Here is a 26,159-nt window from a genome sequence, read left to right as displayed (position 1 = left end):
GCCGATTGGCCGGCCCGCTGAGGCGTTGCAGACGAGCAGGTCAACGCACTATCAGATCTTGATCTCGACGTAGGCTTCATCGCGAATCTGGCGAAGCCAGTTCTGCAATTCTTCCTCGTACTTGCGGTTGCGCAGCAGGTTGAGAGCCTGCTGTTCGCGGAACTCATCACTGGCGTCTGTGGCGCGGCGTCCAAGCACTTCCAATATATGCCAGCCGTACGGCGTCTCGAATGGTTCAGACAGCTGGCCGCTGGCTGTGTTGGCCATGACCTCACGGAACTCTGGCACAAGCGAGTTGGGGTCGATCCAGTTCAGGTCGCCGCCATTGAGCGCCGAGCCCGGATCTTCGGAAAAACTCTTCGCCAGTTCGGCAAAGCTTTCGCCCGCCTGGATGCGGTCACGCAGCCGCTGGATCAGACGGCGGCTCTCTTCTTCGCTGCGAATCTGGCTCGGCTTGATCAGGATATGGCGGACATGCACCTCGTCCCTTACCTGCGTCTCGCCACCGCGCTTGTCGAGTACCTTGAGCAGGATGAAGCCCGGCGGAGTACGAACCGGCTGAGTAACGTCGCCTACCGACATGGTGCTGACTTCAGTATCGAAGGGTGGTGGCAGCTGAGCTGCTTTGCGCCAGCCCATGTCCCCGCCTTCAAGTGCGTTCTCGCTCGCAGACCGAGAGACGGCCAGTTGGGCAAAGTCCGCGCCTTGCTGAAGCTGCTGATAGGTGTCCATCGCCAGCTTTTCCGCGTTCTGTATGGCCGCCGAGTCCGCCGACTCTGGCACCGGAATCAGGATATTGGCCAGGCGGTACTCTTCGGATAGCTGCAGTTTGCCGAGATCCGAAGCCAGAAAATTTTCGACCTCTTGATTCGATACCTGAATCCGCTCGGCAATTCGGCGCTGACGCACGCGGCTGATCACCATTTCACGACGAATCTGCTCGCGAGCGGTCTCCAAGCTCAGGCCGTCACGCTCAAGGGCTGCGCGAAACTGGTCCAGGGTCATGTTGTTGCGCTGAGCAATCGTGCTCATTGCCTGGTTGAGCTCTTCATCGGAGATGCGGATGCCGGAACGCTCACCGATCTGCAGTTGTAGATTTTCGGTGATGAGTCGTTCCAGTACCTGCTGCTGCATAACCTCCGTGGGCGGCATTTCGGCGCCGCGTTTCTCGATGGTATGCTGAACTTCGCGCATGCGCTGGTCCAGCTGGCTCTGCATGATCACGTCGTTATCGACGATCGCGACGATACGGTCGAGCTGTCGAATCTCGGCCGAGGCGGTCAGGGTAGCAGTCGCGCTGGCCAGCAGAAGGGCGCCCGCCAGCAGGGGGCGCAGGCAATCAGAAAGCTTGATCTTCACGTTCACGGTAACCTTGTATGCCTTCGTCGAGGAATGTCTCAGTGGAGTTGCCGATGGCGCCACCGAGTCCCTTGAGGACGATTTGCAGGAAGATGCCGTTGTCCGGCTCATCGTTCTGCGATGGGTTGAGACTGGTCTCGTCGTAATCGATCCAGTAGCGGTTGATCAGACGCAGCTTCCAGCAGCAGCTGTCATATTCGAAGCCGCCAAAGGCTTCCAGCGTACGGTTGCGGCTGTAGTCGTGCTGCCAGCGTGCGATCACGCTCCACTGCGGCAGGATAGGCCAGATGGTGGAGATGTCGTGCTGGTTGATCTTGTAATAGTCCTCGATGTACCCCGGCGTGCCTGGCGTACCGTAGTCGCCGCCATAGGTCCACTGACCGGTCGCCTGGTCGAATCGCACGGTGTCGTTGCGATAGCGATAACCGAAGTTGACGATCTTTCGGGGGTTGTCCGCCGGCTGGTAGTGGAACATCGCGCTGCCTGAGCGCGTGCGGCCTTCATCCGGATCCCAGTTGAATGTGGAGGTGAAATGCCAGTCGCGGTCATAGCGATACATGTACTCGAGCGCATATGGCGACACGTCGGATGTCGAACCGGGACGGTTTTCGAGGTTCGGTAGCTGCACTTCGCGATCACGGAAGTAGACGATCTGGCCTATGCTGAAACGCTGGCGCTCCAAACCATTCGGTTCGATCCAGCGACTGGTCACGCCGAGCGAGAGCTGATTGGCATCGCCTATCCGATCCCTGCCGGTGAAGCGATTCTCGCGCCACAACGATGCGTAGCTGAAGGTGTATTCGCCTGTATCGAATACTGGAATGTCGTCCTGATCTTCTTTCGGCACATAGAGGTAGAACATCCGCGGCTCGAGCGTCTGGCGATACTCCTTGCCGAACCACTGCGTGTTGCGATCGAAGTACAAACCGCTGTCGACGCTGATAATCGGCACGCTGCGGTCGGGTGAATCGTTGAAATCGGTCACCTGACTGCGGCCAGTGTTGTCTAGCGTCAGGTCGTATTTGGTGTACGCGTATTTCACCGACGGTTCGACGAAGCCCCAGCTCCAATCCAGCGGAAGACTGACGCCGGGCTCAAGATGGAGGCGTTCACCTTCTGCCCGCGTCAAGCCGGTGAGGCGCGCGTCGTACCAGAGCTGTTCTGGCGTGCCGGTGTTGCCATACTGGTCAGTGAAATACCCGCTACGCAAGCTGCGCTGGAAGCTGACGAATTCAGTGTCGTAGGCGAATCGCAGGCCGCCCGGCTGAAATGGCAGCGCGCCGTTCAAGGTCAGCTGCGGTAGTCGCTCATAAGGCGTAACGTCGGCAATTGTGGCGCGTTCATAGGCATGCACGTTCAGTCGTGCAGTGAAGCTCGGTGCGCGGTAGGTCACGGTGCCGCGCTGATCCAGGTGGTCCGGCTGACCAATACCGAGGTTGGTATCCAAGTCCTGGAAATAGTAGGGATCGCTGATGTCGGTGTAGTCGACCTCTGCCAGCCAGCGCGAATCCAGACCGGTACGATGCTGCCAACTGTACATCCAGCGCTGATCTTCGTATTCCGACTGCAGCTTGCGGTCGTCATTGCTGTCGTCCAGGTAGGCGCCGCCGAATTGACCTTCGCTATTGCGTGTCAGATAGCGGAACTCACCTTCCATCAGCAGGCCGCGATCGGTCATGTAGTTCGGGTAAAGCGTGGCGTCGAAATTCGGCGCCAGGTTGAAATAGTACGGGGTGACGACTGCAAGCCCGGTATCGCTGGAAGAACTGATGCTGGGCGCGAGAAAGCCGGACTGGCGGCGATCATCGATCGGGAAATAGATATAGGGCGTGTAGAAAACCGGTACGCCTTTGACGCGAAGCGTTACGTTGGTCGCCGAGCCGAAGCCTGTAGCGGGATTCAGCGTGACGTTGTTGCCTTGTAGATACCAGTCATTGTCGCCAGGCTCGCAGCGCGTATAGGTGCCGTCCTTGAGACGGATGATGGCGTCCTCGGTACGCTTGGCGTACAGCGCGCTGCCGCGGATCTTGCCTTGATGGACCACGTACTCGGCGTTTTCGACCTGGGCTTCACCGGTGTCGAGGAACAGCTCGGCGCGGTCGCCGACCATCAGCGCGCCGTCATTTCGCAAGCGAACATTGCCTTTCAGCTCGCCGCGGTTCTCCCGCTGATACAGGCTCGCCTCGTCGGCCTCAGCCTGAATACTGCCTTGCCGGAGCACGACGTCGCCTGCCAGCGTAGCGATTTCCTGCTGCTGCTCATAGCGGGTTGCTTTGGCTGACACGTAGGTGGGGGCTTCGCTCATCGGCGTGTCGTCGAACTGACCGGGCCGGTTCGGTTCAACATAGGTACCGGCACAGTACGGACCTGTCTCGGCCAGCTGTGCATTGGTCAACTGATCGCGCGGCACCCAGTCCAGATGACTGTAATCGGCGCTGCGTGATGCAAGGGCGCGCCCCCGGCTTTCGGTGACCAGTGTGGTCATCGCTGCCTGCTGCCCTGTTTTGCTGGTGCGCGGCTGTTCAGACGTGGTTGCGCTGGTAGCGCTACCCGGATGAACGGGGCGAGGTGGCAGTTCGGTGTTAGTGGTGTCGGACGAGCAGTTCCAGCCTCCTCCGGCGCCAGGCTGGCAGGCGAACTGTTCAGCTGCAATAACGAGAGGCGACGCTACAGGTTGAAGTGCGAGCAGGCCGCCGGTTACCAATAGAGGAAATTTTTTGCGAAAAGCGGGATACATGACTGCCATCTTATTTTTGGGTCCGTGCTTGCGGCGAGCCATCGGCCGGGCTGGGCCGCACGCCTCTCGATGGGCTGAAAAAGATGCTGGATAATAAAGCATGACCCGCCTATCGGCTAGCGCCGTGGAGAGCCCCTGTATGCCGCAACACGATCAACGTCTTCTGGACCTTAACGCCTGGCTGAAGCCTCATCTGGACGTGCTTTTCGCGCAGCGTGGCTGGGGGGACGCTCCAGCGGTTGCTCTGACCCCAGCCAGTAGCGATGCCAGTTTCCGGCGCTATTTTCGCTGGGAGACGCCGGAGCGCAGCTTCATCCTGATGGATGCACCACCGCCGCAGGAGAACTGTCGGCCATTTGTGAACATCGCGGCGATGCTTGCCGAAGCAGGCGTGCATGTCCCCGATATTCTGGCAGCGGACCTCGATCAGGGCTTTTTGCTCCTGAGCGATCTCGGCCGGCAAACCTATCTGGACGTGATCGATCCTGACAATGCCGACCAACTGTTCGCCGACGCCATCGAGGCCCTGTTAACGCTCCAAGTCAACGCCGTTCCGAGTGACTTGCCAGCCTATGACCAGGCGCTTCTGCGTCGGGAACTGCAACTGTTTCCAGAATGGTATGTGCAGCAGCATCTGGGGCATGTGCTTACGGCGGACGAGCAGCAGTTGTGGGAGCGCACCTGTCAGGTACTGATCGAATCGGCGCTGGCACAGCCGACGGTCCTGGTGCACCGTGACTACATGCCGCGCAATCTGATGGTCAGTCAGCCGAACCCTGGCGTGCTGGATTTCCAGGATGCGGTCGTCGGCCCGGTAACCTACGACATCACTTCGTTGTTCAAGGATGCCTTTCTCAGCTGGCCTGACGAGCGCGTGCTGGGCTGGTTGCAAGGGTACTGGGAGACGGCGCGTGACAGGGGGATTCCGGTTCAGGAGAGCTTCGACACGTTTCACCGAGCCAGCGATCTGATGGGTGTGCAGCGTCACCTCAAAGTGATCGGCATCTTTGCGCGCATTTGTCACCGCGACGGCAAGCCGCGCTACCTGGGCGATGTGCCGCGCTTCTTCGCCTATCTCGACACTGTGTTGGCGCGACGGCCGGAGCTCGCAGAACTCAAGCAGCTTTTGCAGCGGCTGCCACAGGAGCCCGTCGCATGAAGGCGATGATCCTAGCCGCTGGCAAGGGCGAGCGTCTTCGGCCCTTGACGCTTCACACGCCCAAACCCTTGGTGCGGGCCGGGGGTGTGCCGCTGATCGAATACCACATCCGGGCGCTGGCTGAGGCGGGTTTCGATGAGCTGGTGATCAATCACGCCTGGCTGGGCGAGCAGATCGAGGCTCATCTGGGCGATGGGGCGCGTCTGGGTGTCCATATCAATTATTCCCCAGAGGGTGAGCCGCTGGAAACGGGCGGCGGCATCCATCGTGCGTTACCGCTGTTAGGGGATAGCCCCTTTCTCGTCGTCAACGGTGATATCTGGACTGATTATGACTTCCGCCGATTGAACCGGCCGCTCGAAGGGTTGGCTCATCTGGTACTGGTCAACAACCCCGCGCACCATCTGCAGGGGGATTTCACATTGATCGACGGAAGGGTGCGCGATGAGCTGAGTGCGGCGTTGACCTACAGCGGTATCGCGGTGCTCAGCCCTGAACTGTTCCAGTCCTGCGCCGCGGGTGCATTCAAGCTGGCGCCCCTGTTGCGCCAGGCGATGCTCGACGGACGGGTCACTGGAGAACACCATTCCGGGCATTGGATCGATGTCGGAACTCTGGAGCGCCTGGCTGAAGTCGAGCGCGTCCTTGAGGCCCGAGCCTAGATGTTCTGGCCGATCACTTTCTTGGGCGCGCTGGCCGGCTGGCTGCTGGCAAGCATCCCGGGCGCGCTGCTGGGCGCCTTGATAGGGCAGGTTCTGGATCGCCGTCTGGGTATCGACTCCTGGGCGAACCTCCGTCAGCGCTTGGCTGGTGCCAAGCCAGTCATGCAGGGCAACGATCTGCTCTTCTTCCTGCTTGGGCGCCTGGCGAAAAGCAGCGGAAGGATCAGCGAGGCGCACATTCAGACTGCTCGAAACGAAATGCGTCGACTGCAGCTCTCGGCTGCGCAGCAGCGGGCTGCCATCGACGCCTTTTATCGCGGCAAGTCCAGCGGCGACGGCCTACGTGAGCCCTTGCAGCGCCTGCAGGGGCGTCAGGACGAGGCCAGGTCGATCCTCCAGGCCTGCTGGCGCATGGCACGAGCGCAGGGGCAGATCGATGCGCGCGAGCACGAGCTGATCATGCTGTGGGGTAAGTGGATGGGCTGGGACTCGGTGGCGATCGCCGCGCTGGACCCGTACGGCGGGCGCCGCCAGGGCGCGCCGAGCAACCCTGGCGGCGCATACGAGCAGGCCTTGCGGCTACTGGGGGTTCGTGCCGACAGCGAGCCGCAAGCGATCAAGCGGGCCTATCGACGTTTGCTCAGCAAGCATCATCCCGACAAACAGGCTGGCGCAGGCGCGAACCCGGCGCAAGTTCGCGAGGCCACCGAACGAACACGCGAACTGCACCATGCATACAGTCTGATCCGAGAGCGGCGGGGCTTTCGCTAGCCGTTACGACTGCTTGTCCAGCCAGCCGCGCACCCGCCGCAGCAGTTTTTCCTGGTCGACAGCGCGGTCACCTGTGTGCGGGGGCAGCCCCACCTGACGGTAGCTTGGGTGATTGATCCTTCGGCTCGCGTTCAGTCGTTCACGGGCCGCTGACAGATTGCCTGCGCCGTCCTTGTAAAACAAATCTCCCGTAGCGAGCTTGAGTACTGAAACCAGCTGTACGAGCGGTTCGTCCTGGCTGTCTGGCTTACGAGGCTGAATCATCAGCAGACCTTTAACGTCAGCTGGTGCAGACTGCTGGATATACCGTGCAGCCCAATAGCTACCGGTACCCTGTCCAAGCAACACGATTGCTGCTGGCTGTTTGCTACGGGCGTAAGCAAGCGCCGCCTCGATGCGCTCGTCGATCTGTTCGGCCTGACCGGCTTTCAGTGACTCTGGCTGGGCGCTTGTCTCCGCCTCAGGCGTTCCAACCGGCGGTTCGGCTGGTGGCGTTGCCGTTTGCTCGGGCAGATAACCGGCTTCGCTGGGTGGTTGTGGGTCAGCCTGCTCTGCCTCTTCCGTCTCATCCGCCTCCTCTGCCTCGCTTTGTTCGCCAGGCGGAACGGCCGTCGGCGCCTCTGGTACCGAGGCTATCGGGGTAAGGTTCGGCGAGTCCGGCAAGGTTAGGCTCAGTGTATGCCAGCCGTGATCTGGCAAACCTCGGCGTAGCGGCCCGATGCCGCGTGGCCAGTCGGCCGTCTCTCCTTCGCCTGGGACCAAGATGATCACCCCTTTGGGTGCCCCCACATTCGCAGGTCTCCAGAGCGCGACGAAATCTTCTTCGCCCCCTTTCAGGCTCAGGAACTCCGTGTTCGGGAGTTGATGCACCAGGTCGGCTGCCATCGTGTCGCTGCGTGAAGGCAGCGCAGGCCGCTCGGCAGGAACCGGGGCCGGGGCGGCATCCGGCTCGGTCGGCTCATCCGCAGCACTGACGGACCAGCCCGCAAGGACTGTGGACAGGACGACAGCCCTCCGAATTAGATCGCGAAAACGAGGCATTGACACTCCGTGAATTCGACGCACCAAGCGTTCAGCAAGGTTGGCGTGGATACCTGACTTGTTGTGATGCGTGCGGTACTGCTGGTTCGACTGTGTGCACGGGCACATGAGTAATGCTGGCGTAGGAGCTTATCGGAAGAAAAGGCTTGAAGTTGAGCGTGCAAAATAATGCACAGAGTTCTACTGTGATCCGAACGCTTCGGAAGACGCGGCAGTCGATCATCGTATGCTGCCGTGCCTGCTTCCTGGTGTTCTTTCCGACTTGCGCCGACGATGAGCGGCTACCGAGGAGCTTATGAGCAAGACCAACGAATCCCTTATGCACCGCCGTGTCGCCGCAGTTCCCCGCGGTGTCGGCCAGATCCATCCGATCTTTGCCGACTACGCGAAGAACAGCACGGTGGTCGATGTCGAAGGCCGCGAGTTCATTGACTTCGCCGGCGGTATCGCCGTGCTGAATACTGGGCACCTACACCCGAAAATCCTCAAGGCGGTCGAGGGTCAGTTGCATAAGCTGACCCATACCTGTTTTCAGGTACTCGCCTACGAGCCCTATGTCGAGCTATGCGAGAAGATCAACGCGCGCGTCCCTGGTGACTTCGCCAAGAAGACCCTGCTCGTGACCACAGGCTCCGAGGCAGTGGAAAACGCAGTGAAGATCGCGCGCGCCGCGACTGGCCGAGCCGGTGTCATCGCCTTTACCGGAGCCTATCACGGCCGCACCATGATGACCCTTGGGCTGACCGGCAAGGTCGCACCGTATTCGGCGGGTATGGGGCTGATGCCAGGCGGGATCTTCCGGGCACTGTACCCCTGCGCTATTCACGGCGTCAGCGTCGGCGAGTCCATTGCCAGTATCGAACGCATCTTCAAGAACGACGCCGAGCCACGCGACATCGCCGCGATCATCATTGAGCCGGTGCAGGGCGAGGGTGGTTTCTATGTCGCGCCGAAAGAGTTCATGGTCCGGCTGCGGGCGCTTTGCGATCAGCATGGCATCTTGTTGATCGCCGATGAAGTGCAGACAGGGGCCGGGCGAACCGGCACCTTCTTCGCCATGGAACAGATGGGTGTGGTCGCCGATCTGACCACCTTCGCCAAATCCGTTGGCGGTGGCTTCCCGATTGCGGGCGTGTGCGGCAAGGCCGAGATCATGGACGCGATTGCGCCGGGCGGGCTGGGCGGTACCTACGCCGGCAACCCGTTGTCATGCGCGGCAGCACTGGCAGTCATGGAAATCTTCGAGGAGGAAAGACTGCTTGACCGTTGCAAGTCCGTGGCGGAGAAGCTCACGGCTGGGCTGAAGTCCATCCAGGCGCAACACAAGGAAATCGGCGAGGTGCGCGGGCTTGGCGCGATGATCGCCATCGAGCTGTTCGAAGACGGCGATCTTGCTCGTCCGGCTGCCGCGCTCACATCGCAAATCGTTGCAAAGGCGCGCGAGAAAGGGCTGATCCTGTTGTCCTGCGGCACCTACTACAACGTGTTGAGGGTGCTGGTGCCGCTGACGGCCGAGGACGAGCTGCTCAATCGCGGTCTTGCCATCATTGATGAGTGCTTCGACGAGCTGACCTGATCTATCGGCGGCGCGCTGACTGATGTCAGACGCGCCGCAACTCCGACCCTCGGGTACAATGCGCGGCATTCTGCCCGTGCAACCCGAGGTCGTCATGCAGCCGTTCGCCATCGCCCCTTCGATTCTTTCCGCCAATTTTGCCCGGCTGGGCGAGGAAGTGGACAACGTATTGGCCGCTGGTGCCGACATTGTTCACTTCGACGTGATGGACAACCACTACGTCCCCAACCTCACCATCGGCCCGATGGTTTGCGCGGCGTTGCGCAAGCATGGCGTCACCGCACCCATCGACGTGCATCTGATGGTCAAGCCGGTGGATCGCATGATCGGCGACTTTCTCGAAGCCGGCGCCAGCTACATTACCTTTCATCCCGAGGCCTCCGAGCACATCGACCGCTCCCTGCAGCTGATCAAGGACGGAGGCGCCAAGGCCGGTCTGGTGTTCAACCCGGCGACCCCGCTGGACGTGCTCAAGTATGTGATGGGCAAGGTCGACATGGTCCTGCTCATGAGTGTGAACCCCGGTTTCGGCGGGCAGACGTTCATCCCCAATACGCTCGACAAGCTGCGCGAAGCACGAGCGCTGATCGATGCCAGCGGGCGTGAAATTCGTCTGGAAATCGACGGTGGGGTCAATCCGAAGAATATTCGTGAGATCGCAGCAGCGGGCGCCGACACCTTCGTTGCTGGCTCGGCCATCTTCAACCAGCCCGACTACAAGGCCGTGATCGATCAGATGCGCGCCGAGCTGGCGCTGGCTCGCCCATGACCCGCCTTGAACAACTGTTTAACGGCAAGCTGCCGAGCCTGGTGATGTTCGACCTGGACGGTACATTGATGGATTCGGTGCCGGATCTCGCCGCTGCGGTTGACAAGACCCTGATGCTGCTGGGTCGCGAGCCGGCTGGTGTCGCCCGTGTTCGTGACTGGGTGGGCAACGGTTCGCGTGTGCTTGTACGCCGTGCGCTCGCCGGGCAGCTCCAGCATGGCGAGGTCAGTGATGATCTGGCTGACGAGGCGCTGGCGTTGTTCATGCAGGCTTATTCCGGCGGCCATGAGCTGACCACGGTGTACCCAGGCGTTCGGGATTGCCTTGACTGGCTGCGCGAGCGGAATGTAAGGCTGTCGATCATCACCAACAAGCCGGCGCAGTTCATCGAGCCGCTGCTAGAGGAAAAAGGCCTGGCCGGTTATTTCCAGTGGCTGGTCGGTGGCGATACCCTACCGCAGCAGAAGCCCGACCCAGCGGCGTTACTTTGGGTGATGGAAGAGGCGGGCGTTGCGCCAGCTGAGGCCCTGTTCATAGGTGATTCTCGCAACGATGTTCGCGCTGCAAAGGCAGCGGACGTCAGCTGTGTCGCGCTCAGCTATGGCTACAACCATGGTGAACCCATCGCCAACGAACAGCCGGCGCAGGTACTCGATGACCTGCGCGAGCTGGTTGCTTCGATTTCGGGGCTGCGCTAGTGTGGCCTCTGTCCTGTAAAACCCTCATTCGAGATCAGATCGTGGTGGTCACCCGCAAACAATGGATGAATGTCATTAAGGCCCTGGCCCGTTGGCGCTGGCGCGCCTGACATTTCTTGCCGGCTTGGCCGGTACGTTTGCCGATTTGTCCTAAGTTGTTCCCTCCGACCACGAGGCTGACATGACCCGCGAAGAATTCCTGCGTTTGGCCGCCGAAGGCCATAATCGCATTCCCCTGTCGTTCGAAACCCTCGCCGACTTCGATACACCGCTGACGCTCTATCTCAAGCTCGCCGACGGAGCCAATTCTTACCTGCTCGAATCCGTGCAGGGCGGAGAGAAGTGGGGGCGCTATTCGATCATTGGCCTGCCGTGCCGCACCGTTGTGCGCGTCCAGAACCACCGCATCAGCGTAACCACCGATGGCGTCGAGACCGAAGCCTGTGACGTCGAGGATCCGCTCGCGTTCGTCGAAGCCTTCCAACAGCGCTACCATGTTGCGCCGGTCGAGGGACTGCCGCGCTTCAACGGCGGACTGGTGGGGTATTTCGGCTACGACAGCGTGCGCTATGTCGAACGCAAACTGGCGACCTGTCCCAATCCCGATCCGCTGGGCACGCCCGATATCCTGCTGATGGTATCGGACGCCGTGGTGGTGTTCGACAATCTGGCCGGCAAGCTGCATTGCATCGTGCTGGTCGATCCGGCGCAGCCTGATGCCTACGAGGCGGGTCAGGCCAAACTCCAGGCGCTTCGCGAGAAATTGCGCCAGTCGATCACGCCCCGGCTAGGGCTGGATTTCGAGAAGGGCGGTGGTATCGAGCCCGCCTTTCGCTCCAGTTTCAGCCGAGAGGATTACGAGCAGGCGGTCAACCGGATCAAGGAATACATCCTGGCCGGGGATTGCATGCAGGTAGTGATTTCCCAGCGCATGTCGATCCCGTTCAAGGCTGCGCCGATCGACCTTTACCGCGCGTTGCGCTGCTTCAACCCCACGCCATACATGTACTTCTTCAACTTCGGCGACTTTCATGTGGTGGGCTCGTCGCCTGAGGTGTTGGTTCGCGTCGAGGAAGGGTTGGTGACGGTCCGGCCCATCGCCGGCACCCGTCCACGCGGTGCAAATGAAGAGGCGGATCTGGCGCTTGAAAAAGACCTGCTCAGCGACGCCAAGGAGCTCGCCGAGCATCTGATGCTGATCGATCTCGGCCGCAACGATGTCGGTCGAGTGGCCGAGAACGGCTCGGTGCGGTTGACTGAGAAGATGGTGATCGAGCGCTACTCTAATGTCATGCACATCGTGTCCAACGTGACCGGCCAGCTCAAGGCCCCGCTGACGGCGATGAATGCGCTTCGCGCCATTCTGCCCGCAGGTACCCTGTCCGGCGCGCCGAAGATCCGCGCCATGGAAATTATTGACGAGCTGGAGCCGGTGAAACGTGGCGTCTACGGCGGCGCAGTTGGCTATCTGGCCTGGAACGGCAACATGGATACCGCTATCGCCATCCGCACCGCGGTCATCAAGGACGGCGAACTTCATGTGCAGGCTGGCGCTGGTATCGTGGCCGACTCACAACCCGCACTGGAGTGGGAAGAAACGCTCAACAAACGCCGCGCCATGTTCCGCGCGGTCGCACTGGCCGAACGCGACCAGCAGGAGAACTGATCATGCTGTTGATGCTCGATAACTACGACTCCTTCACCTACAACGTTGTGCAGTATCTCGGTGAGCTCGGCGCGGATGTCAAAGTGGTGCGCAACGACCAGCTGAGCGTCGCCGAGATCGAAGCCCTCAACCCCGAACGCATTGTGGTCTCGCCCGGCCCTTGTACGCCGAATGAGGCGGGCGTTTCACTGGAATTGATCCGTCATTTCGCTGGCAAGCTGCCGATCCTCGGGGTCTGCCTTGGGCACCAGAGCATTGGCCAGGCCTTCGGTGGTGATGTGGTGCGCGCCCGTCAGGTCATGCATGGCAAGACCAGCCCGGTGATCCACGAGAATGATGGCGTGTTCTCTGGCCTAAACAATCCGCTCACGGTCACCCGTTATCACTCGCTGGTGGTCAAGCGTGAAACCCTGCCCGAATGTCTCGAAGCCACGGCATGGACGATCAAGGATGACGGCAGCATCGACGAGATCATGGGATTGCGGCACAAGACCCTGAATATCGAGGGCGTTCAGTTTCACCCTGAGTCGATACTCACCGAACAGGGTCATGAGCTGTTCGCCAATTTTCTGAAGCAGACCGGAGGCGTGCGCTGATGGATATCAAGGAAGCCCTCAACCGCATCGTCGGTCAGCTGGATCTGAGTACAGAGGAAATGAAGGCGGTCATGCGCCAGATCATGACCGGCCAGTGCACCGATGCGCAGATTGGCGCGTTCCTTATGGGGATGCGCATGAAGAGCGAAACCATCGATGAAATCGTCGGTGCCGTGCAGGTCATGCGCGAACTCGCCGAACCCGTGCATTTCGATACCTATCGCCTGGTCGACACCTGCGGCACCGGCGGCGACGGCATGAACATTTTCAACGTCTCGACCGCCGCTGCCTTCGTGGTTGCCGCGGCAGGCGGAAAGGTCGCCAAGCATGGCAATCGCGCCGTATCGGGTAAGAGCGGTAGCGCCGATCTGCTTGAGGCGGCCGGCGTATACCTCGACCTCACACCTGAGCAGGTCGCCCGCAGCGTCGATGCGGTCGGCGTTGGATTCATGTTCGCCCCCGCTCACCATGGTGCGATGAAGTTTGCCGCAGCCCCGAGGCGCGAGCTGGGGCTGCGCACGTTGTTCAACATCCTTGGCCCCATGTCCAATCCTGCGGGCGTCAAGCATCAGGTACTTGGCGTATTCAGCAAGGAACTTTGCCGCCCCATGGCCGAAGTACTTGCGCGCCTCGGTAGCGAACACGTACTGGTGGTTCATGCCCAGGACGGCCTGGACGAAATCAGCCTGGCTGCACCTACGTTCGTCGCCGAGTTGAACAAGGGCGAAATCATCGAATACCGCATCCAGCCGGAAGATTTCGGCATCAAGAGCCAAAGCTTGATTGGCCTCAATGTCGAGGATGCGCAGGGCTCGCTGGCCTTGATTCGCGATGCATTGGGACGCCGCAAGACCGAAAATGGTCAGAAGGCCGCCGACATGATCATCCTCAATGCCGGTGCGGCGCTTTATGCCTCGGATGTAGCCAGCAGTCTTAAGCAGGGCGTGGAGATCGCACATGACGCCCTGCATACGGGCTTGGCGCGGGACAAGTTAGAGGAGTTGGTCTCCTTTACCGTTGTATTCAAACAGGAGCACATGCAATGAGCGGCGTGCCGACGGTGTTGGAAAAGATCATCACGCGCAAGCGCGAGGAGGTGGCCGAACGTCGGAGCCGTGTTGGGTTGGGCGAACTCGAAAAAATGGCGGCTACTGCCGACCCCGTGAGGGGGTTTGCCCGATGCCTGCAGGAGCAGGCTGCTAACAAGAAGCCTGCCGTGATTGCCGAGATCAAGAAAGCCTCGCCGAGCAAGGGGGTGCTACGTGAGAATTTCGTGCCTGCAGACATTGCCCGAAGCTACGAAACGGGGGGCGCCACCTGTCTATCGGTACTGACCGACATCGATTTCTTTCAAGGCGCTGACGAGTACCTCAAGCAGGCGCGCTCGGCGTGCAAGCTCCCTGTGATTCGTAAGGACTTCATGGTCGACCCTTATCAGGTCGTCGAAGCCAGAGCCATGGGTGCCGATTGCATCCTTTTGATCGTTGCAGCGCTGGAGGATGCTCAGATGGCTGAGCTGGCCGATCTGGCCAAGGCGCATGATCTGGATGTGTTGGTAGAAGTGCACGACGGTACGGAGCTGGAGCGCGCGCTGCGGTTGGACACGCCTCTGCTGGGCATCAATAACCGTAACCTGCACACGTTCGAGCTGAGTCTCGAAACCACGCTCGAACTGCTGCCGCGTGTTCCCAAAGATCGCCTGGTCGTTACCGAGAGCGGCATCCTTCACCGGGCTGATGTTGAGTTGATGGAGATCAACCAGGTGTATGCGTTTCTCGTGGGGGAGGCGTTCATGCGTGCCGACGAGCCTGGGGTCGAGCTGCAGCGTTTGTTCTTTCCCGGACGATCTGTCCCGCGTCCTTCTCACGACCCGGAGTGACATGGGTGGCTGATAAAAAAGCCGGCGATCAGCCGGCTTTTTTATGCGTGTCTGGTTGCTCAGCGCGTACCGAACACCACCATCGTCTTCCCTTTTACATGAACCAGCCCCTGGGACTCCAGGCTCTTGAGCACTCGTCCCACCATCTCCCTCGAGCACCCAACGATGCGGCCGATCTCCTGGCGAGTGATCTTGATCTGCATGCCGTCCGGATGCGTCATCGCGTCTGGCTGTTTGCACAGGTCGAGCAGCGTACGGGCAACACGGCCGGTTACGTCGAGAAACGCCAGGTCCCCAACCTTGCGTGTTGTGTTACGCAAGCGTTCGGCCATCTGGCTGCCGAGGGCATACAAAATGTCAGGGTCCTGCTGTGTCAATTCACGGAATTTGGCGTAGCTCAGTTCGGCCACTTCGCACTCGGTCTTGGCGCGAACCCATGCACTGCGTTCCTTCTCCGAGCCCTCTTTCTCGAACAATCCCATCTCACCGAAGAAATCTCCGGAATTGAGATAAGCGATGATCATCTCGCGGCCATCATCGTCTTCGATCAGGATCGTGACCGAACCTTTGACAATGAAAAACAGTGTTTCGGAGCGATCGCCTGCATAGATGATTGTGCTTTTGGCGGTATAGCGCCGACGGTGGCAATGAGCGAGTAGTTTGTCGATGTTCTTAATCTTGGGCGTGAGTGTAATAGCGACCATGCTGTAGTCCCGGAAGATGTGTCCAATAGGAAGGCAGTTCTTATTATGTATGACTAAGTTCGGTTATCTGTCATGGGGAGCTTAACAGACCGGTTCGGTTCGACAACAAAACTGCGACACGAATATCAACTTAAGATCATTCATTTCGTCGGCTTTCTGCCTCCAGTTCCTGATGATGGTCATGGTAAGCTTCGCTCCTTTCCAACCGGGGTCTATCGATGAAAGCGCGCATTCAATGGGCTGGCGAGGCGATGTTTCTTGGCGAGTCGGGCAGTGGTCATGTCGTTGTGATGGATGGTCCGCCGGAAAACGGAGGTCGCAATCTCGGTGTGCGCCCGATGGAAATGTTGTTGCTGGGGCTCGGTGGCTGTAGCAACTTCGATGTGGTGAGCATTCTAAAGAAGTCGCGTCAGGCCGTGGAAAGTTGTGAGGCCTTTCTTGAGGCAGAGCGTGCCGCCGAGGATCCGAAAGTCTTCACCAAGATTCATCTGCGCTTCGTAGTCAAAGGGCGCGGGTTGAAGGAGGCGCAGGTCAAGCGTGCTGTGGAGCTCTCAGCGGAGAAATACTGTTCTGCCTCGATCATGCTCGGGCGCGCAGGTGTGGAGCTGACGCACAACTATGAAATCGTCGAACTCGGCTGATTATCGTTAACTGCGAAGTTGTTACTAGATGCTCAAATCGCGATCTCTATGAAGACTCGTCTGCAAACTCTGGCGCTAGCAGCGTCGTCGGCATGCCCTCAGCGTTGCGATAGGGCATTCAAACCAGAAGGGCGTCTTACATAGGCGCCCTTGCTCGTTATGGCTGATCAGATCCGGTAGGTGGACTTGGTCATGACCTTCGCCATGAGGCTCATCCCGAACTTGATCGGCGCGGGAAATCGAAAGCCGCCCGCGTCGATGGCAGAAGTCGAGTGTTGGGCTTCGTCCATGCGCATCTGTTCAAGAATCGCCCGTGACTTTTCATCGCCTTGCGGAATCTGTTGTAGGTGTTCATCGAGATGCTTGCAGACTTGGTCTTCGGTTGCCGCCACGAAACCAAGACTGACCCGGTCGCTGATAAGGCCGGCAGAAGCGCCGATACCAAACGACAGTCCATAAAACAGCGGATTCAGGATGCTGGTATGGCTACCCAATTGGTGGATGCGCTGTTCGCACCAGGCCAGATGATCAATCTCTTCCTCAGCCGCGCGCTCCATTGCCTCGCGTACTCTCGGTAATCGCGCTGTCAGGGCCTGCCCTTGGTATAGGGCTTGCGCGCACACTTCACCGGTGTGATTGATGCGCATCAGACCTGCAACGTGACGCGCTTCGCTGTCGCTCAGCTCGGTCTCGTTCTTCAACACAGCGGGCGTGGGCCGTTGGGGCTGGCCATTAAACGGCAGAAGAGTCTTCAACGCGGCGTCAGCCTGCATCAGTAAACGGTCCGCGGGAGAATATTGGCGTTGGTTAGGCATGTCGCCTCCAGGGATACGGAGCAGCATAGTAACGGGTCGTGTCAGACGCGGCCCTCAGCCGGGTGGCCAGTGCATTTGACGCTGCCCAAGCACATGCATGTGAATGTGGTAGACGGTTTGGCCGCCCAGGTCATTGCAATTCATCACGACACGAAAGCCTTTCTGGCATCCCTGCTCCTCGGCGAGACGCTGAGCAACAAAGAGGATATGACCAGCGAGGCTCTTGTCATCGGTTTCACTCAGATCATGCAGAGTAGCGATATGCTTTTTCGGAACGACGAGAAAATGCACCGGCGCCTGGGGAGCTATGTCGTTGAAGGCGATGACCTGATCATCCTCGTAGATCTTTTGCGCAGGGACGATCCCCGACACGATCTTGCAAAACAGACAATCCATGACGATTCTCCACATTGGAACAAAACCAGTGTAACAGGCCATTTTCGGACCGGTCAGCTACCACAGCAAATAGCGAAAGAGAAAAGAAGGATTATCCGGAGGGGGTTGTTTTCGGGGCGCGCGGCGTGGGCTGACGGGGGGGGCATGCAGGGCTTACCGATAGGTGGGCAATACCGAAGCGCTCAAAAGGCCGATGACAGGAAAAAGTAGCCATAGCGCCGCAAGAATTTTTACGGCCCGGCTGTTCGGGGGTTGCGGCGGGCCGAAACGATTGACGCCCCCGTTGCCCGGCAACACCATTACCACTAACGGAAAGACGTTGCCCACTACCGGGACCAAATAGAGCAGCATGAACCAGCCTGACCAGCCCAGATCATGCAAGCGTTGCACGCCGATTTGAATGCTTACGAGCAGGAAACCGATTACAGCAGCCACAGCGAGAATTGATCCGAACACTGTGGAGGCTGCGAATACTGTGCTTATGATGATCGCCAGTCCCAGCCCTGCCAATATCGAGGCCATGGACCAGGCCAGGTAGCGCAAGCGGCCGATCCGGCCTTCCGTGGTGAACACCTTGAGCTCGCTCAGCTCCGCTGTTGCTTCGCCAACACCTGCTTGCGGTGGGGCGTATGGCTGCAGAGGGTTTTGGCTCTGGCTAGAATTCTGGTTTCGTTGTTTCTGACGTGCCAGGTACTTCTCGATAACGATGCCACAACTGTCACATACGGTAGCGGTTAGCTGAGCGTGGCCGCATTTGGGACACTCCATCTGGTCGTTAGCGTTGGAGGTCTCGGCTATAGTGTCGTCAACGATACTCAGTGAAAAAACGTGGGGAGCTTCGGGCTCTTTATAGGCTAGAGCGCCCGCTCGTTGCAGCGCGTTCAGGTATCGGTCGGCATCGAGGGCGCTAAGACCCCGCTTGATGTTTACTGAACCGCAATCGAAAAGGCGCTCGACCTTCCCGACGTCGCATTTGAAAAGCAGGGCAAGGTTGCTCTTAACGGATTCGAGTGACATGCCCGGTACGAGCCTGCCGTCGAACACGACGCGGTATTGATCAGTGCTCATGCAGCATCCTTGTCACCTGCAACCCCGAAACTAAATCCCTGGCAAGCCTATCAAGCTGCAGCCAAACGGTGGCAATTTTTGGATACCTCAGTCGAGATCCGTATCACGGTTAGCGCCGCCAGCGTTGCGATAGCTGTGATGAGTAATCCTGTGCGGCACGATATTCCCGATCCAGCCGGGCGATCAGTTCTTCAGTGCTGGGTAGGTCTCGTATTTCTCCGACGCCCTGGCCGGCGGACCAGACGGTTTTCCAAGCTTTGGCCTCGTCGCTGACGGGCTTGAGCTTCTCGCCGTAATTCATTTGCCCTTTGCTTTTCAGGCTCTCGTCGTCATAGCCGGCTTGTTGCAGGCTTTGACGCATGAAGCTTGCGGGTACGCCTGAGACGGCGGCGGTGTGGATGATGTCTGCGGCCTGCGCCTGTAGGAGCATCTGCTTGTATTCATCCGACGCCTGGCTTTCGCGGGTGGCAATGAAGCGTGTCCCCATGTAGGCAAGGTCTGCACCGAGAAGCTGCGCTGCGAATATTTCGTGGCCGTGATTGAGGCAACCAGACAGCAGCACCGTTTTGTCGAAGAACTGGCGAATTTCCGCAATCAGTGCAAACGGGCTCCAGGTGCCGGCATGACCACCGGCACCAGCCGCGACCGCTATCAGCCCGTCGACGCCAGCTTCGGCGGCCTTTTCGGCATGGCGTCGAGTCGTAACGTCATGAAAAACCAAGCCACCATAGCTATGGACGGCGTCGACTACCTCTCTCACGGCACCGAGACTCGTGATTACGATCGGCACTCGCTGGTCCACACATATGGAGAGATCTGCCTGCAACCTGGGGTTGCTGTGATGGACGATCAAATTAACGGCGTACGGGGCGTGATTCGTTGCGCCCGAAAGATGCTGATCTATCTCCTGTAGCCAATCCCGAAACCCGCTGCTCTCTCGTTGGTTAAGCGCAGGGAAACTGCCTACAACGCCGTTGCGGCAGCACGCGGCAACGAGCGCTGGATTGGACACCAGAAACATCGGCGCTGCGACCAGGGGCAGGCGCAGACGGTCTTCGAATAAGGCAGGCAGAGACATCGCGAAAATCCCAGAGTGTTTTAGAACGGTTTGACCACCACCAGGATGACTATAGCTAGCAGTAGCAGCACCGGAAATTCATTGAACCAACGGTAGAACACATGGCTGCGGGTGTTTTCGTTGCGTGCGAATCGCTTTACCTGTGCACCGCACACATGGTGATAGCCGATCAGCAGAACTACCAGCGCAAGTTTGGCGTGCAGCCAGCCGCCGGTTTGGAACAGCCCAGGATTCATCGCGATCATGCCGATCCCGAATATCAGTGTGGCTACCATTGACGGCATCATGATGCCGCGATAAAGCTTACGTTCCATGACTTGGAAACGCTCTCGGCTGACCGCATCTTCGCTCATGGCGTGGTAGACGAAGAGTCTCGGCAGATAGAACAGCCCGGCGAACCAGCAGACAATGGAAACTACGTGCAGGGCTTTCAGCCACAGGTAGAGCATTCGGCGATTCCTTTAGTTAAGAGTCCGCCGGATAGTAGTGCCTGACGAACCACGCGTCATCTAGGTGGTTGGCCCTGGGCACAGGCGCCTTTATCATCTTTGATCTTTATTGTTTCACTGCGAGAGGCAGCTCATGGTCAAGGTCGGAATTGTTGGCGGCACAGGCTATACCGGGGTCGAGTTGCTACGTCTGCTGGCTCAGCATCCCCAGGCCGAGGTGGCTGTGATCACCTCTCGATCCGAGAATGGGGTCAAGGTGACGGATATGTATCCGAACCTGCGCGGGCACTACGACGATCTGGCTTTCAGCGTGCCGGACACCGCCACGCTCGGGGCATGCGATGTTGTGTTTTTCGCCACCCCCCATGGTGTCGCGCACGCGCTGGCCGCTGAGCTCTTGGATGCGGGCACCCGCGTTATCGACCTGTCTGCTGATTTTCGCCTGCAGGACGCGGACGAGTGGGCCAAATGGTACGGTCAGCCGCATGGCGCGCCGACTTTACTTCCAGTGGCTGTCTATGGTCTGCCAGAGGTCAATCGCGAGCAGATCAAGACCGCACGCCTGATCGCTGTTCCTGGTTGTTATCCAACAGCCACTCAACTTGGCTATATACCGCTGCTTGAACGCGGCCTCGTGGACACGTCACGGCTGATTGCCGATTGCAAATCAGGCGTCAGTGGTGCCGGGCGTGCAGCAAAAATTGGTTCCTTGTTCACCGAGGCGGGTGAAAGCATGATGGCATATGCTGTCAAAGGGCACCGTCATCTACCTGAGATCAGCCAGGGTTTGCGGCGTGCGGCAGGGGGAGAAATTGGGCTGACCTTCGTGCCTCACCTAACGCCGATGATCCGGGGTATCCATGCCACGCTATATGCAACATTGACAGACACTTCGGTAGATCTGCAGTCGGTGTTCGAGCAGCGTTACGCTGACGAACCCTTTGTTGATGTGATGCCGGTTGGCAGTCATCCGGAAACTCGTAGCGTACGAGGAGCCAACATGTGCCGCATCGCGGTACACCGTCCTCAGGGCGGAGATCTGGTAGTTGTGCTGTCGGTTATCGACAACCTCGTGAAAGGGGCATCGGGGCAGGCACTGCAGAATATGAACATCATCTTTGGTCTGGATGAGCGGCTTGGGCTAGGCAATGCGGCGTTGTTACCTTGACGAAGATTTTCCGGTCACTACCCGCCTTGATGAATAGTTGACCAAATTTGTAGGATAAGCCGATAATGCGTTGTCAACGCAGTAATGTGCGCTCACGCGCCAGGAGAACCAAATGAGTGTCGAATCCTTCACGCCCACCGCGATTCAGTTCAGTCAGGGTGCCGCGAGTAAGGTGAAGAGTCTGGTCGACGAAGAGGGCAACCCGCGGCTGAAGCTGCGTGTCTTCGTAACGGGAGGCGGTTGCTCTGGTTTTCAGTATGGCTTTACGTTCGATGAAGACTTTGCTGAAGATGACACCATTATCGAACGAGAGGGGGTAAGCCTCGTGGTGGATCCGATGAGCTATCAGTATCTGGCTGGCGCTGAGGTTGACTACCAGGAAGGCCTGGAGGGCTCGCGCTTCGTCATCAAGAATCCGAACGCTACGACCACCTGCGGCTGCGGTCAGTCTTTCTCGATATAGTGGGCAGCTTTGACAAAACACCGTGCAATTGCACGGTGTTTTTGTTTCCGTAGAACCCGTTGTAGAGACGGTTCAGGCTGGGTAAATAGCTCCGAGCACGCGTAGCCCCCTGGCACCCGTCACGCTTGGTCGGTTGGCCGCGATCCCCTCAATGCAGCAATGTGCCAGCCAGGCGAAGGCCATCGCTTCTATCCAGTCAGGCTCCACTCCGTAGCTGGAGGTGCTCGCCACTTCGCATCCTGGTAACAGTGATCGCAGTCTTTGCATCAATACGGTGTTGTGCACGCCGCCGCCGCATACCAGCACGTCCTGCGTATCGGGTTGAGCCGCCAGAAGCGATTCGCAGATGCTGCGCGCCGTGAGTTCGAGCAATGTGGCCTGGACATCCTCGGGCGCAAGTTGTGGGAACGAAGCGAGGTGGGCATACAGCCACGGTAAGTTAAACAGCTCGCGGCCGGTGCTTTTCGGACCTTGAGTGGTAAAGAATTGGTCACCTAACAGCCGATCTAGCAACGGCTCATTAATATGTCCACTTAAAGCCCAGTTGCCACCATCGTCATAGGGATGCCCCTGATGTTGCTGTATCCAGGCATCCAGTAGCACATTGCCTGGACCACAATCGAAGCCCCGGGTCGCTCTTTCGGGATGAAGTAGACTGACGTTACTGAATCCGCCGATGTTCAGTACCGCCCTAACTCGCGTGGCGTCACTGAATACCGCTTCGTGAAAAGCGGGCACCAAGGGCGCACCTTGGCCGCCGGCGGCTATGTCGCGTCGCCGGAAGTCAGTCACGACGCTGATGTTGGTTAGTTCCGCTAGCAGAGCTGGGTGTCCGATCTGGATAGTGAAGCCACGTTGTGGCTCGTGTCGCACGGTTTGGCCGTGACTTCCTATTGCGCGAATGGCGGCTGATTCGACCTGCGCCTTGGCAAGCAGTTTTCGGATCCCTGTGCCGGCTAGTTCAGCCCAAGCCTGTTCGGCCATGGCCGCGCGGGCTAGCTCATCAGAAGCAGGAGCGCACAGATCGAGCAGGTCCTGCTTGAGCTGAGGCGGCATTGGTTCGTAATGCGTAGCAACCAATGTAGCAAGCTGCCCCTGTTCGATCAGCGCGAAATCTAGGCCATCCAGACTGGTGCCTGACATGACCCCGATATAGAGCGGCATTACTCGCTCTTCATTGCGAGCATGGTTGCCCGTTCTTCGTCCATGCGTGCCATAAGCGGCTTGCTCAGCTGCAGGAAACGCTGCTTTTCGTTTTTGGCGATCGGGTCTGCCATTGGTAGTTTCAGGCCCAGCGGGTCGACATGCACGCCATCAACCTGGAACTCATAATGCAAATGGGGGCCGGTCGATAGACCTGTCGTCCCAATGTATCCGATGATTTGACCCTGTTTGACCGACGAGCCGCTACGCACGCCTTTTGCGAATCCTTGCATATGAGCGTACAGAGTGCGGTAGCGATTGCCGTGTTGAATGACTACCGTGTTGCCGTATCCACCCTTGCGGCCAGCGAGGACAACTTTTCCATCCCCGGCGCTCTTGATGGGCGTCCCATGAGGCGCGGCATAATCAACACCTTTGTGGGCTCGAATCTTGTTGAGGATTGGGTGCTTGCGTCCATTGGAGAAACGCGAGCTTATGCGCGCAAAATCGACCGGAGTCCGAATGAACGCCTTGCGCATGCTTTCGCCGTCAGCCGTGTAATAGCTGCTATGGCCCTGCTTGTTGGTATAGCGAACGGCGGTATAGCTTTTGCCCCGATTTACGAATCTTGCGGCAAGGATATTCCCGGTTCCAACTTTTTCGCCTGCAATGGTTTTTTGCTCGTACACAACCTCGAAAGAGTCGCCTTTGCGTATGTCCATCGCGAAATCGATGTCATACCCAAACACATTGGCCAGATCCATTGTCAGGTTGTGACTTAGGCCTGCTGCCTTGGCTGCAAGAAACAAGCTGCTTTCGATGCGACCGTAGGCGTATACGGTGTCGACGTCTGGCTTTAGCTGCTCTTTCTTGAATACATAACCGCTGGCGGTCCGCTCGAGCTGAACGCTTTCCAGCTTATTCAAGGGACTGCGCAGTTGGGCCAAGTTGCCCTGATCGTCGAGCTCGAACTCGAGGCGTTGACCAACCTTGAGGCGTTCGAGCTGCTTGGCGTCTTTGCTGCTGGACAGCACGTCGTGAACGGTGGTCGGAGGAAGACCAACCTTTGCAAACACAGTCGAGAGGGTATCCCCATTAGCGACGACGACCTCTTTTGAAAGGGGCTTCGCGTCGCTCGGCACCTCGTCGCTCTCAGTCAGCGAAACATCAAGCTCAGGCTTGATGGAGTCTGGACTCCCGTTGAATGGAGACTCTGCCGAAGGCTCTACGAGCGGATTTTCCGCAGTGGTGGCGATCTCCGCGGCAGTTTCGAGTTGCAGGTCAAGGAATGTTTTTTTCGCCTCGACTTCGCGGGATGGAAAGACAAGCAGTGCCAGGCTCAGAAGCGCAGCTACACCGCTCGCAGCCAGGAGATGGCTTTTCGGGTAGAGAGGTGCTTTCGATTTTGAATAAGTCATTAGAACGTCTAGAAAGTCTGGCGATTTTTTGTACAGGAAAAATATCTGTCTAAAATATAATCAAAGCCAATGCGAGGCAACCCTTGAATCCCGCGCGTGCGCATGGGTTCGCGTTTGATGACGTTGAATTTTCCCGTCGTTCTTGTAAGGTTGGCGACCTTTATCTAAGTGGCGTGGGGCCCCCAATGAAGTCGGTTCAAGAGCAGCTGTCGGTGATCAAGCGAGGCGCTGACGAAGTGCTGGTTGAAGCAGAATTGGTCAACAAGCTCGAGCGTGGCCTTCCGCTTCGGGTCAAAGCCGGCTTTGATCCGACTGCGCCGGATCTTCATCTCGGTCATACCGTACTCATCAACAAGCTACGACAGTTTCAAGATCTTGGGCACCAAGTAGTCTTCCTTATAGGGGACTTTACCGGAATGATCGGTGATCCGAGTGGCAAAAGCGCAACTCGGCCCCCTCTAACACGAGATCAGGTGTTGGAGAACGCTGAGACTTATAAGAGTCAGGTTTTCAAGATTCTCGATCCGGCCAAGACGGAGGTGGCGTTCAATTCGTCTTGGATGGATCATTTGACGCCTTCGGACTTTATCCGTTTGGCTTCTCAATACACTGTGGCTCGCATGTTGGAGCGCGATGACTTCAGCAAGCGCTACTCGACTAACCAGCCTATTGCCATTCATGAGTTTCTGTACCCCCTTGTGCAGGGGTACGACTCAGTGGCGCTACGTGCGGATGTCGAATTGGGTGGTACCGATCAGAAGTTCAATCTGCTGATGGGGCGCGAACTCCAGCGTTCTTACGGGCAGGAGTCGCAATGCATCGTGACGATGCCGCTCCTTGAGGGGTTGGACGGTATAAAGAAGATGTCCAAGTCACTTGGTAATTACGTGGGCATACAGGAAGCGCCGGGGGTTATGTATAGCAAGCTCGTGTCCATTCCGGATGCGCTCATGTGGCGATACTTCGAATTGCTTAGCTTTCGGGATATGAAGGAGATTGAAGAGTTTCGAGCAGACGTCCAGCGTGGCGCGAATCCTCGCGACATCAAGATCAAACTTGCTGAGGAGATTGTTGCGCGTTTCCATGGGGAGGAAGCAGCAGCCACAGCTCATCGCTCTGCAGGTAACAGAATGAAGGAGGGTGAGCTGCCCGAAGACATTCCTGAGATCGAGCTGACTTCGCCGGAGGATATGCCTATTGCTTCCGTGCTGAATCGAGCCGGTCTAGTGAAGAATGCAGCGGTGGCTCGCGATCTTTTGGCTTCCGGTGGTGTGCGAGTGGATGGTCAGGTCGTAGATAGGGCCTTTGTGGTCAGGCTGGGTGCTACTCATATTTGCCAGGCAGGAAAAAAAGCGTTCGGTCGAATCTCGCTTATTGCGGAATAGCCAAAAACAATCGTTGACGTGAGTTTCTGAGTGCCTATAATGCGCACCTTCTCCGGCGCAGGCCTTAGGCGAAACCTGTTGTAAATCAATAGGTTATCTAGAAATAAGGGTTGCACGGATGGCGGATTCGAGTAGAATGCGCCGGGCTGACAGGGTGGTGGTTGAGTCCTGTTGGTGGCTCTGGTCGGGTTGATCGGAGGCGGTTGAAAGGGGTGGTTGACAGCGGTTTTGAACGCTGTATGATTCGCCTCCCGCTGACGAGAGACGCTAGGTTGATCGGAAGCGCAAGCGGTTGAGAAGAAAGAAAAACTTCTTCAAAAACAGCTTGACGAGAAACAAGGCTGCTGTAGAATGCGCGGCCTCGGTTGAGACGAAAGACTTGATCGAAACGCTCTTTAACAACTGAATCAAGCAATTCGTGTGGGTGCTTGTGAGGTAAGACTGATAGTCAGCAAGATTATCAGCATCACAAATACTCAGCGAGAAATCATTGAGTGCTCTTCTTTTAGGAGAAGAGA

25 protein-coding genes are annotated in these 26,159 nt (G+C 58.3%); 14 read left to right on the top strand and 11 right to left on the bottom strand.

The window, feature by feature from the left end:
- Positions 1-51: 51 nt before the first annotated feature.
- The gene (locus JQR87_RS17140) at positions 52-1,359 is read right to left on the bottom strand and encodes a peptidylprolyl isomerase (protein WP_407297655.1); all 1,308 of its coding nucleotides are present in this window, start codon (positions 1,357-1,359) and stop codon (positions 52-54) included.
- Positions 1,340-4,105 (bottom strand): LPS-assembly protein LptD, encoded by a 2,766-nt coding sequence (locus JQR87_RS17135; RefSeq protein ID WP_407294824.1) that lies wholly within the window; start codon positions 4,103-4,105, stop codon positions 1,340-1,342. The genes JQR87_RS17140 and JQR87_RS17135 overlap by 20 nt, the downstream gene beginning before the upstream one ends.
- Positions 4,106-4,235: 130 nt before the next feature.
- Between JQR87_RS17135 and JQR87_RS17130 the strand changes: the two genes are divergently transcribed.
- Genes JQR87_RS17130 through JQR87_RS17120 form a run of 3 tightly spaced genes read left to right on the top strand, consistent with a single transcriptional unit; the run spans position 4,236 to position 6,688 of the window.
- Positions 4,236-5,255: an aminoglycoside phosphotransferase family protein gene (locus JQR87_RS17130; RefSeq protein ID WP_407294826.1), complete on the top strand. Its 1,020-nt coding sequence runs from the start codon at positions 4,236-4,238 to the stop codon at positions 5,253-5,255.
- The gene (murU, locus tag JQR87_RS17125) at positions 5,252-5,917 is read left to right on the top strand and encodes an N-acetylmuramate alpha-1-phosphate uridylyltransferase MurU (RefSeq protein ID WP_407294828.1); all 666 of its coding nucleotides are present in this window, start codon (positions 5,252-5,254) and stop codon (positions 5,915-5,917) included. Before JQR87_RS17130 ends, murU begins: the two co-directional genes overlap by 4 nt.
- A complete protein-coding gene (locus JQR87_RS17120) occupies positions 5,918-6,688 on the top strand; it encodes a DnaJ domain-containing protein (protein ID WP_407294831.1) in 771 nt (256 codons plus the stop codon).
- A gap of 3 nt (positions 6,689-6,691) precedes the next feature.
- Here JQR87_RS17120 and JQR87_RS17115 read toward each other — a convergent pair whose 3' ends face one another.
- On the bottom strand, positions 6,692-7,729 hold the full coding sequence (locus JQR87_RS17115) for a DUF3530 family protein (protein ID WP_407294833.1): 1,038 nt from the start codon (positions 7,727-7,729) through the stop codon (positions 6,692-6,694).
- A gap of 295 nt (positions 7,730-8,024) precedes the next feature.
- Here JQR87_RS17115 and gabT point away from each other — a divergent pair, with 295 nt between their 5' ends.
- The 7 genes from gabT (at position 8,025) to trpC (ending at position 14,913) form a co-directional block, all read left to right on the top strand.
- The gene (gene gabT / locus JQR87_RS17110) at positions 8,025-9,305 is read left to right on the top strand and encodes a 4-aminobutyrate--2-oxoglutarate transaminase (RefSeq protein WP_407294834.1); all 1,281 of its coding nucleotides are present in this window, start codon (positions 8,025-8,027) and stop codon (positions 9,303-9,305) included.
- A gap of 94 nt (positions 9,306-9,399) precedes the next feature.
- Complete coding sequence (rpe, locus tag JQR87_RS17105; protein ID WP_407294835.1) at positions 9,400-10,074, top strand: ribulose-phosphate 3-epimerase; 675 nt, start codon at positions 9,400-9,402, stop codon at positions 10,072-10,074.
- Positions 10,071-10,772: a phosphoglycolate phosphatase gene (locus JQR87_RS17100; RefSeq protein ID WP_407294838.1), complete on the top strand. Its 702-nt coding sequence runs from the start codon at positions 10,071-10,073 to the stop codon at positions 10,770-10,772. Before rpe ends, JQR87_RS17100 begins: the two co-directional genes overlap by 4 nt.
- A 181-nt stretch (positions 10,773-10,953) precedes the next feature.
- Positions 10,954-12,438, top strand: coding sequence for an anthranilate synthase component I (gene trpE / locus JQR87_RS17095; RefSeq protein WP_407294840.1), 1,485 nt, complete (start codon positions 10,954-10,956; stop codon positions 12,436-12,438).
- A 2-nt stretch (positions 12,439-12,440) separates the two neighbouring features.
- Positions 12,441-13,034, top strand: a complete 594-nt coding sequence (locus tag JQR87_RS17090) for an aminodeoxychorismate/anthranilate synthase component II (protein WP_407294842.1) — start codon at positions 12,441-12,443, stop codon at positions 13,032-13,034.
- The gene (gene trpD, locus JQR87_RS17085; RefSeq protein ID WP_407294845.1) at positions 13,034-14,080 is read left to right on the top strand and encodes an anthranilate phosphoribosyltransferase; all 1,047 of its coding nucleotides are present in this window, start codon (positions 13,034-13,036) and stop codon (positions 14,078-14,080) included. Before JQR87_RS17090 ends, trpD begins: the two co-directional genes overlap by 1 nt.
- Positions 14,077-14,913: an indole-3-glycerol phosphate synthase TrpC gene (gene trpC / locus JQR87_RS17080; RefSeq protein ID WP_407294847.1), complete on the top strand. Its 837-nt coding sequence runs from the start codon at positions 14,077-14,079 to the stop codon at positions 14,911-14,913. Before trpD ends, trpC begins: the two co-directional genes overlap by 4 nt.
- Positions 14,914-14,972: 59 nt before the next feature.
- Here trpC and crp read toward each other — a convergent pair whose 3' ends face one another.
- Positions 14,973-15,617 carry a cAMP-activated global transcriptional regulator CRP gene (gene crp, locus JQR87_RS17075; protein WP_045430655.1) on the bottom strand — a complete coding sequence of 215 codons (645 nt, stop codon included), beginning with the start codon at positions 15,615-15,617 and terminating at the stop codon, positions 14,973-14,975.
- 218 nt (positions 15,618-15,835) lie between these two features.
- On the opposite strand from crp, the gene JQR87_RS17070 reads away from it, so the two are divergent.
- Complete coding sequence (locus JQR87_RS17070; protein WP_407294850.1) at positions 15,836-16,258, top strand: OsmC family protein; 423 nt, start codon at positions 15,836-15,838, stop codon at positions 16,256-16,258.
- A 167-nt stretch (positions 16,259-16,425) separates the two neighbouring features.
- On the opposite strand, the gene coq7 is transcribed toward JQR87_RS17070, so the two are convergent.
- From coq7 to hemJ, 5 genes are all read right to left on the bottom strand, one after another.
- Positions 16,426-17,073 carry a 2-polyprenyl-3-methyl-6-methoxy-1,4-benzoquinone monooxygenase gene (coq7, locus tag JQR87_RS17065; RefSeq protein WP_407294853.1) on the bottom strand — a complete coding sequence of 216 codons (648 nt, stop codon included), beginning with the start codon at positions 17,071-17,073 and terminating at the stop codon, positions 16,426-16,428.
- A gap of 54 nt (positions 17,074-17,127) precedes the next feature.
- On the bottom strand, positions 17,128-17,469 hold the full coding sequence (locus JQR87_RS17060) for a histidine triad nucleotide-binding protein (RefSeq protein WP_407294854.1): 342 nt from the start codon (positions 17,467-17,469) through the stop codon (positions 17,128-17,130).
- A 153-nt stretch (positions 17,470-17,622) separates the two neighbouring features.
- Positions 17,623-18,537, bottom strand: a complete 915-nt coding sequence (locus JQR87_RS17055) for a DUF805 domain-containing protein (RefSeq protein WP_407294856.1) — start codon at positions 18,535-18,537, stop codon at positions 17,623-17,625.
- Between the two features lie 109 nt (positions 18,538-18,646).
- On the bottom strand, positions 18,647-19,615 hold the full coding sequence (locus JQR87_RS17050; RefSeq protein WP_407294857.1) for an NAD(P)H-dependent flavin oxidoreductase: 969 nt from the start codon (positions 19,613-19,615) through the stop codon (positions 18,647-18,649).
- A 20-nt stretch (positions 19,616-19,635) separates the two neighbouring features.
- Positions 19,636-20,064 carry a protoporphyrinogen oxidase HemJ gene (gene hemJ / locus JQR87_RS17045; protein WP_407294859.1) on the bottom strand — a complete coding sequence of 143 codons (429 nt, stop codon included), beginning with the start codon at positions 20,062-20,064 and terminating at the stop codon, positions 19,636-19,638.
- Positions 20,065-20,197: 133 nt separating this feature from the next.
- Between hemJ and argC the strand changes: the two genes are divergently transcribed.
- Positions 20,198-21,232, top strand: a complete 1,035-nt coding sequence (gene argC, locus JQR87_RS17040; protein ID WP_407294861.1) for an N-acetyl-gamma-glutamyl-phosphate reductase — start codon at positions 20,198-20,200, stop codon at positions 21,230-21,232.
- A gap of 112 nt (positions 21,233-21,344) precedes the next feature.
- A complete protein-coding gene (erpA, locus tag JQR87_RS17035; protein WP_407294863.1) occupies positions 21,345-21,695 on the top strand; it encodes an iron-sulfur cluster insertion protein ErpA in 351 nt (116 codons plus the stop codon).
- A 72-nt stretch (positions 21,696-21,767) separates the two neighbouring features.
- Here the strand turns inward: erpA and JQR87_RS17030 are convergent, their stop codons facing one another.
- Positions 21,768-22,859 (bottom strand): anhydro-N-acetylmuramic acid kinase, encoded by a 1,092-nt coding sequence (locus JQR87_RS17030; RefSeq protein WP_407294865.1) that lies wholly within the window; start codon positions 22,857-22,859, stop codon positions 21,768-21,770.
- Entirely contained in the window at positions 22,859-24,256 is a 1,398-nt protein-coding gene (locus tag JQR87_RS17025) for a peptidoglycan DD-metalloendopeptidase family protein (protein WP_407294867.1), read from the bottom strand. Before JQR87_RS17025 ends, JQR87_RS17030 begins: the two co-directional genes overlap by 1 nt.
- A gap of 185 nt (positions 24,257-24,441) precedes the next feature.
- On the opposite strand from JQR87_RS17025, the gene tyrS reads away from it, so the two are divergent.
- Positions 24,442-25,641, top strand: a complete 1,200-nt coding sequence (tyrS, locus tag JQR87_RS17020; RefSeq protein ID WP_407294870.1) for a tyrosine--tRNA ligase — start codon at positions 24,442-24,444, stop codon at positions 25,639-25,641.
- Positions 25,642-26,159 lie beyond the last annotated feature (518 nt).

Source organism: Stutzerimonas stutzeri (assembly GCF_051028275.1).
GTDB lineage: Bacteria > Pseudomonadota > Gammaproteobacteria > Pseudomonadales > Pseudomonadaceae > Stutzerimonas > Stutzerimonas stutzeri_AS.
This window is presented reverse-complemented; position numbering and strand designations above follow the sequence as displayed.

Coding starts and splice junctions, on each gene's coding strand:
- JQR87_RS17115 (WP_407294833.1), bottom strand. CDS start 7,729: ATGCCTCGTTTTCGCGATCTAATTCGGAGGGCTGTCGTCCTGTCCACA.
- trpD (WP_407294845.1), top strand. CDS start 13,034: ATGGATATCAAGGAAGCCCTCAACCGCATCGTCGGTCAGCTGGATCTG.
- JQR87_RS17055 (WP_407294856.1), bottom strand. CDS start 18,537: ATGAGCACTGATCAATACCGCGTCGTGTTCGACGGCAGGCTCGTACCG.
- tyrS (WP_407294870.1), top strand. CDS start 24,442: ATGAAGTCGGTTCAAGAGCAGCTGTCGGTGATCAAGCGAGGCGCTGAC.
- argC (WP_407294861.1), top strand. CDS start 20,198: ATGGTCAAGGTCGGAATTGTTGGCGGCACAGGCTATACCGGGGTCGAG.
- JQR87_RS17030 (WP_407294865.1), bottom strand. CDS start 22,859: ATGCCGCTCTATATCGGGGTCATGTCAGGCACCAGTCTGGATGGCCTA.
- hemJ (WP_407294859.1), bottom strand. CDS start 20,064: ATGCTCTACCTGTGGCTGAAAGCCCTGCACGTAGTTTCCATTGTCTGC.
- JQR87_RS17050 (WP_407294857.1), bottom strand. CDS start 19,615: ATGTCTCTGCCTGCCTTATTCGAAGACCGTCTGCGCCTGCCCCTGGTC.
- JQR87_RS17130 (WP_407294826.1), top strand. CDS start 4,236: ATGCCGCAACACGATCAACGTCTTCTGGACCTTAACGCCTGGCTGAAG.
- JQR87_RS17025 (WP_407294867.1), bottom strand. CDS start 24,256: ATGACTTATTCAAAATCGAAAGCACCTCTCTACCCGAAAAGCCATCTC.
- crp (WP_045430655.1), bottom strand. CDS start 15,617: ATGGTCGCTATTACACTCACGCCCAAGATTAAGAACATCGACAAACTA.
- JQR87_RS17090 (WP_407294842.1), top strand. CDS start 12,441: ATGCTGTTGATGCTCGATAACTACGACTCCTTCACCTACAACGTTGTG.
- JQR87_RS17070 (WP_407294850.1), top strand. CDS start 15,836: ATGAAAGCGCGCATTCAATGGGCTGGCGAGGCGATGTTTCTTGGCGAG.
- coq7 (WP_407294853.1), bottom strand. CDS start 17,073: ATGCCTAACCAACGCCAATATTCTCCCGCGGACCGTTTACTGATGCAG.
- murU (WP_407294828.1), top strand. CDS start 5,252: ATGAAGGCGATGATCCTAGCCGCTGGCAAGGGCGAGCGTCTTCGGCCC.
- rpe (WP_407294835.1), top strand. CDS start 9,400: ATGCAGCCGTTCGCCATCGCCCCTTCGATTCTTTCCGCCAATTTTGCC.
- JQR87_RS17135 (WP_407294824.1), bottom strand. CDS start 4,105: ATGGCAGTCATGTATCCCGCTTTTCGCAAAAAATTTCCTCTATTGGTA.
- gabT (WP_407294834.1), top strand. CDS start 8,025: ATGAGCAAGACCAACGAATCCCTTATGCACCGCCGTGTCGCCGCAGTT.
- JQR87_RS17120 (WP_407294831.1), top strand. CDS start 5,918: ATGTTCTGGCCGATCACTTTCTTGGGCGCGCTGGCCGGCTGGCTGCTG.
- trpC (WP_407294847.1), top strand. CDS start 14,077: ATGAGCGGCGTGCCGACGGTGTTGGAAAAGATCATCACGCGCAAGCGC.
- erpA (WP_407294863.1), top strand. CDS start 21,345: ATGAGTGTCGAATCCTTCACGCCCACCGCGATTCAGTTCAGTCAGGGT.
- trpE (WP_407294840.1), top strand. CDS start 10,954: ATGACCCGCGAAGAATTCCTGCGTTTGGCCGCCGAAGGCCATAATCGC.
- JQR87_RS17100 (WP_407294838.1), top strand. CDS start 10,071: ATGACCCGCCTTGAACAACTGTTTAACGGCAAGCTGCCGAGCCTGGTG.
- JQR87_RS17060 (WP_407294854.1), bottom strand. CDS start 17,469: ATGGATTGTCTGTTTTGCAAGATCGTGTCGGGGATCGTCCCTGCGCAA.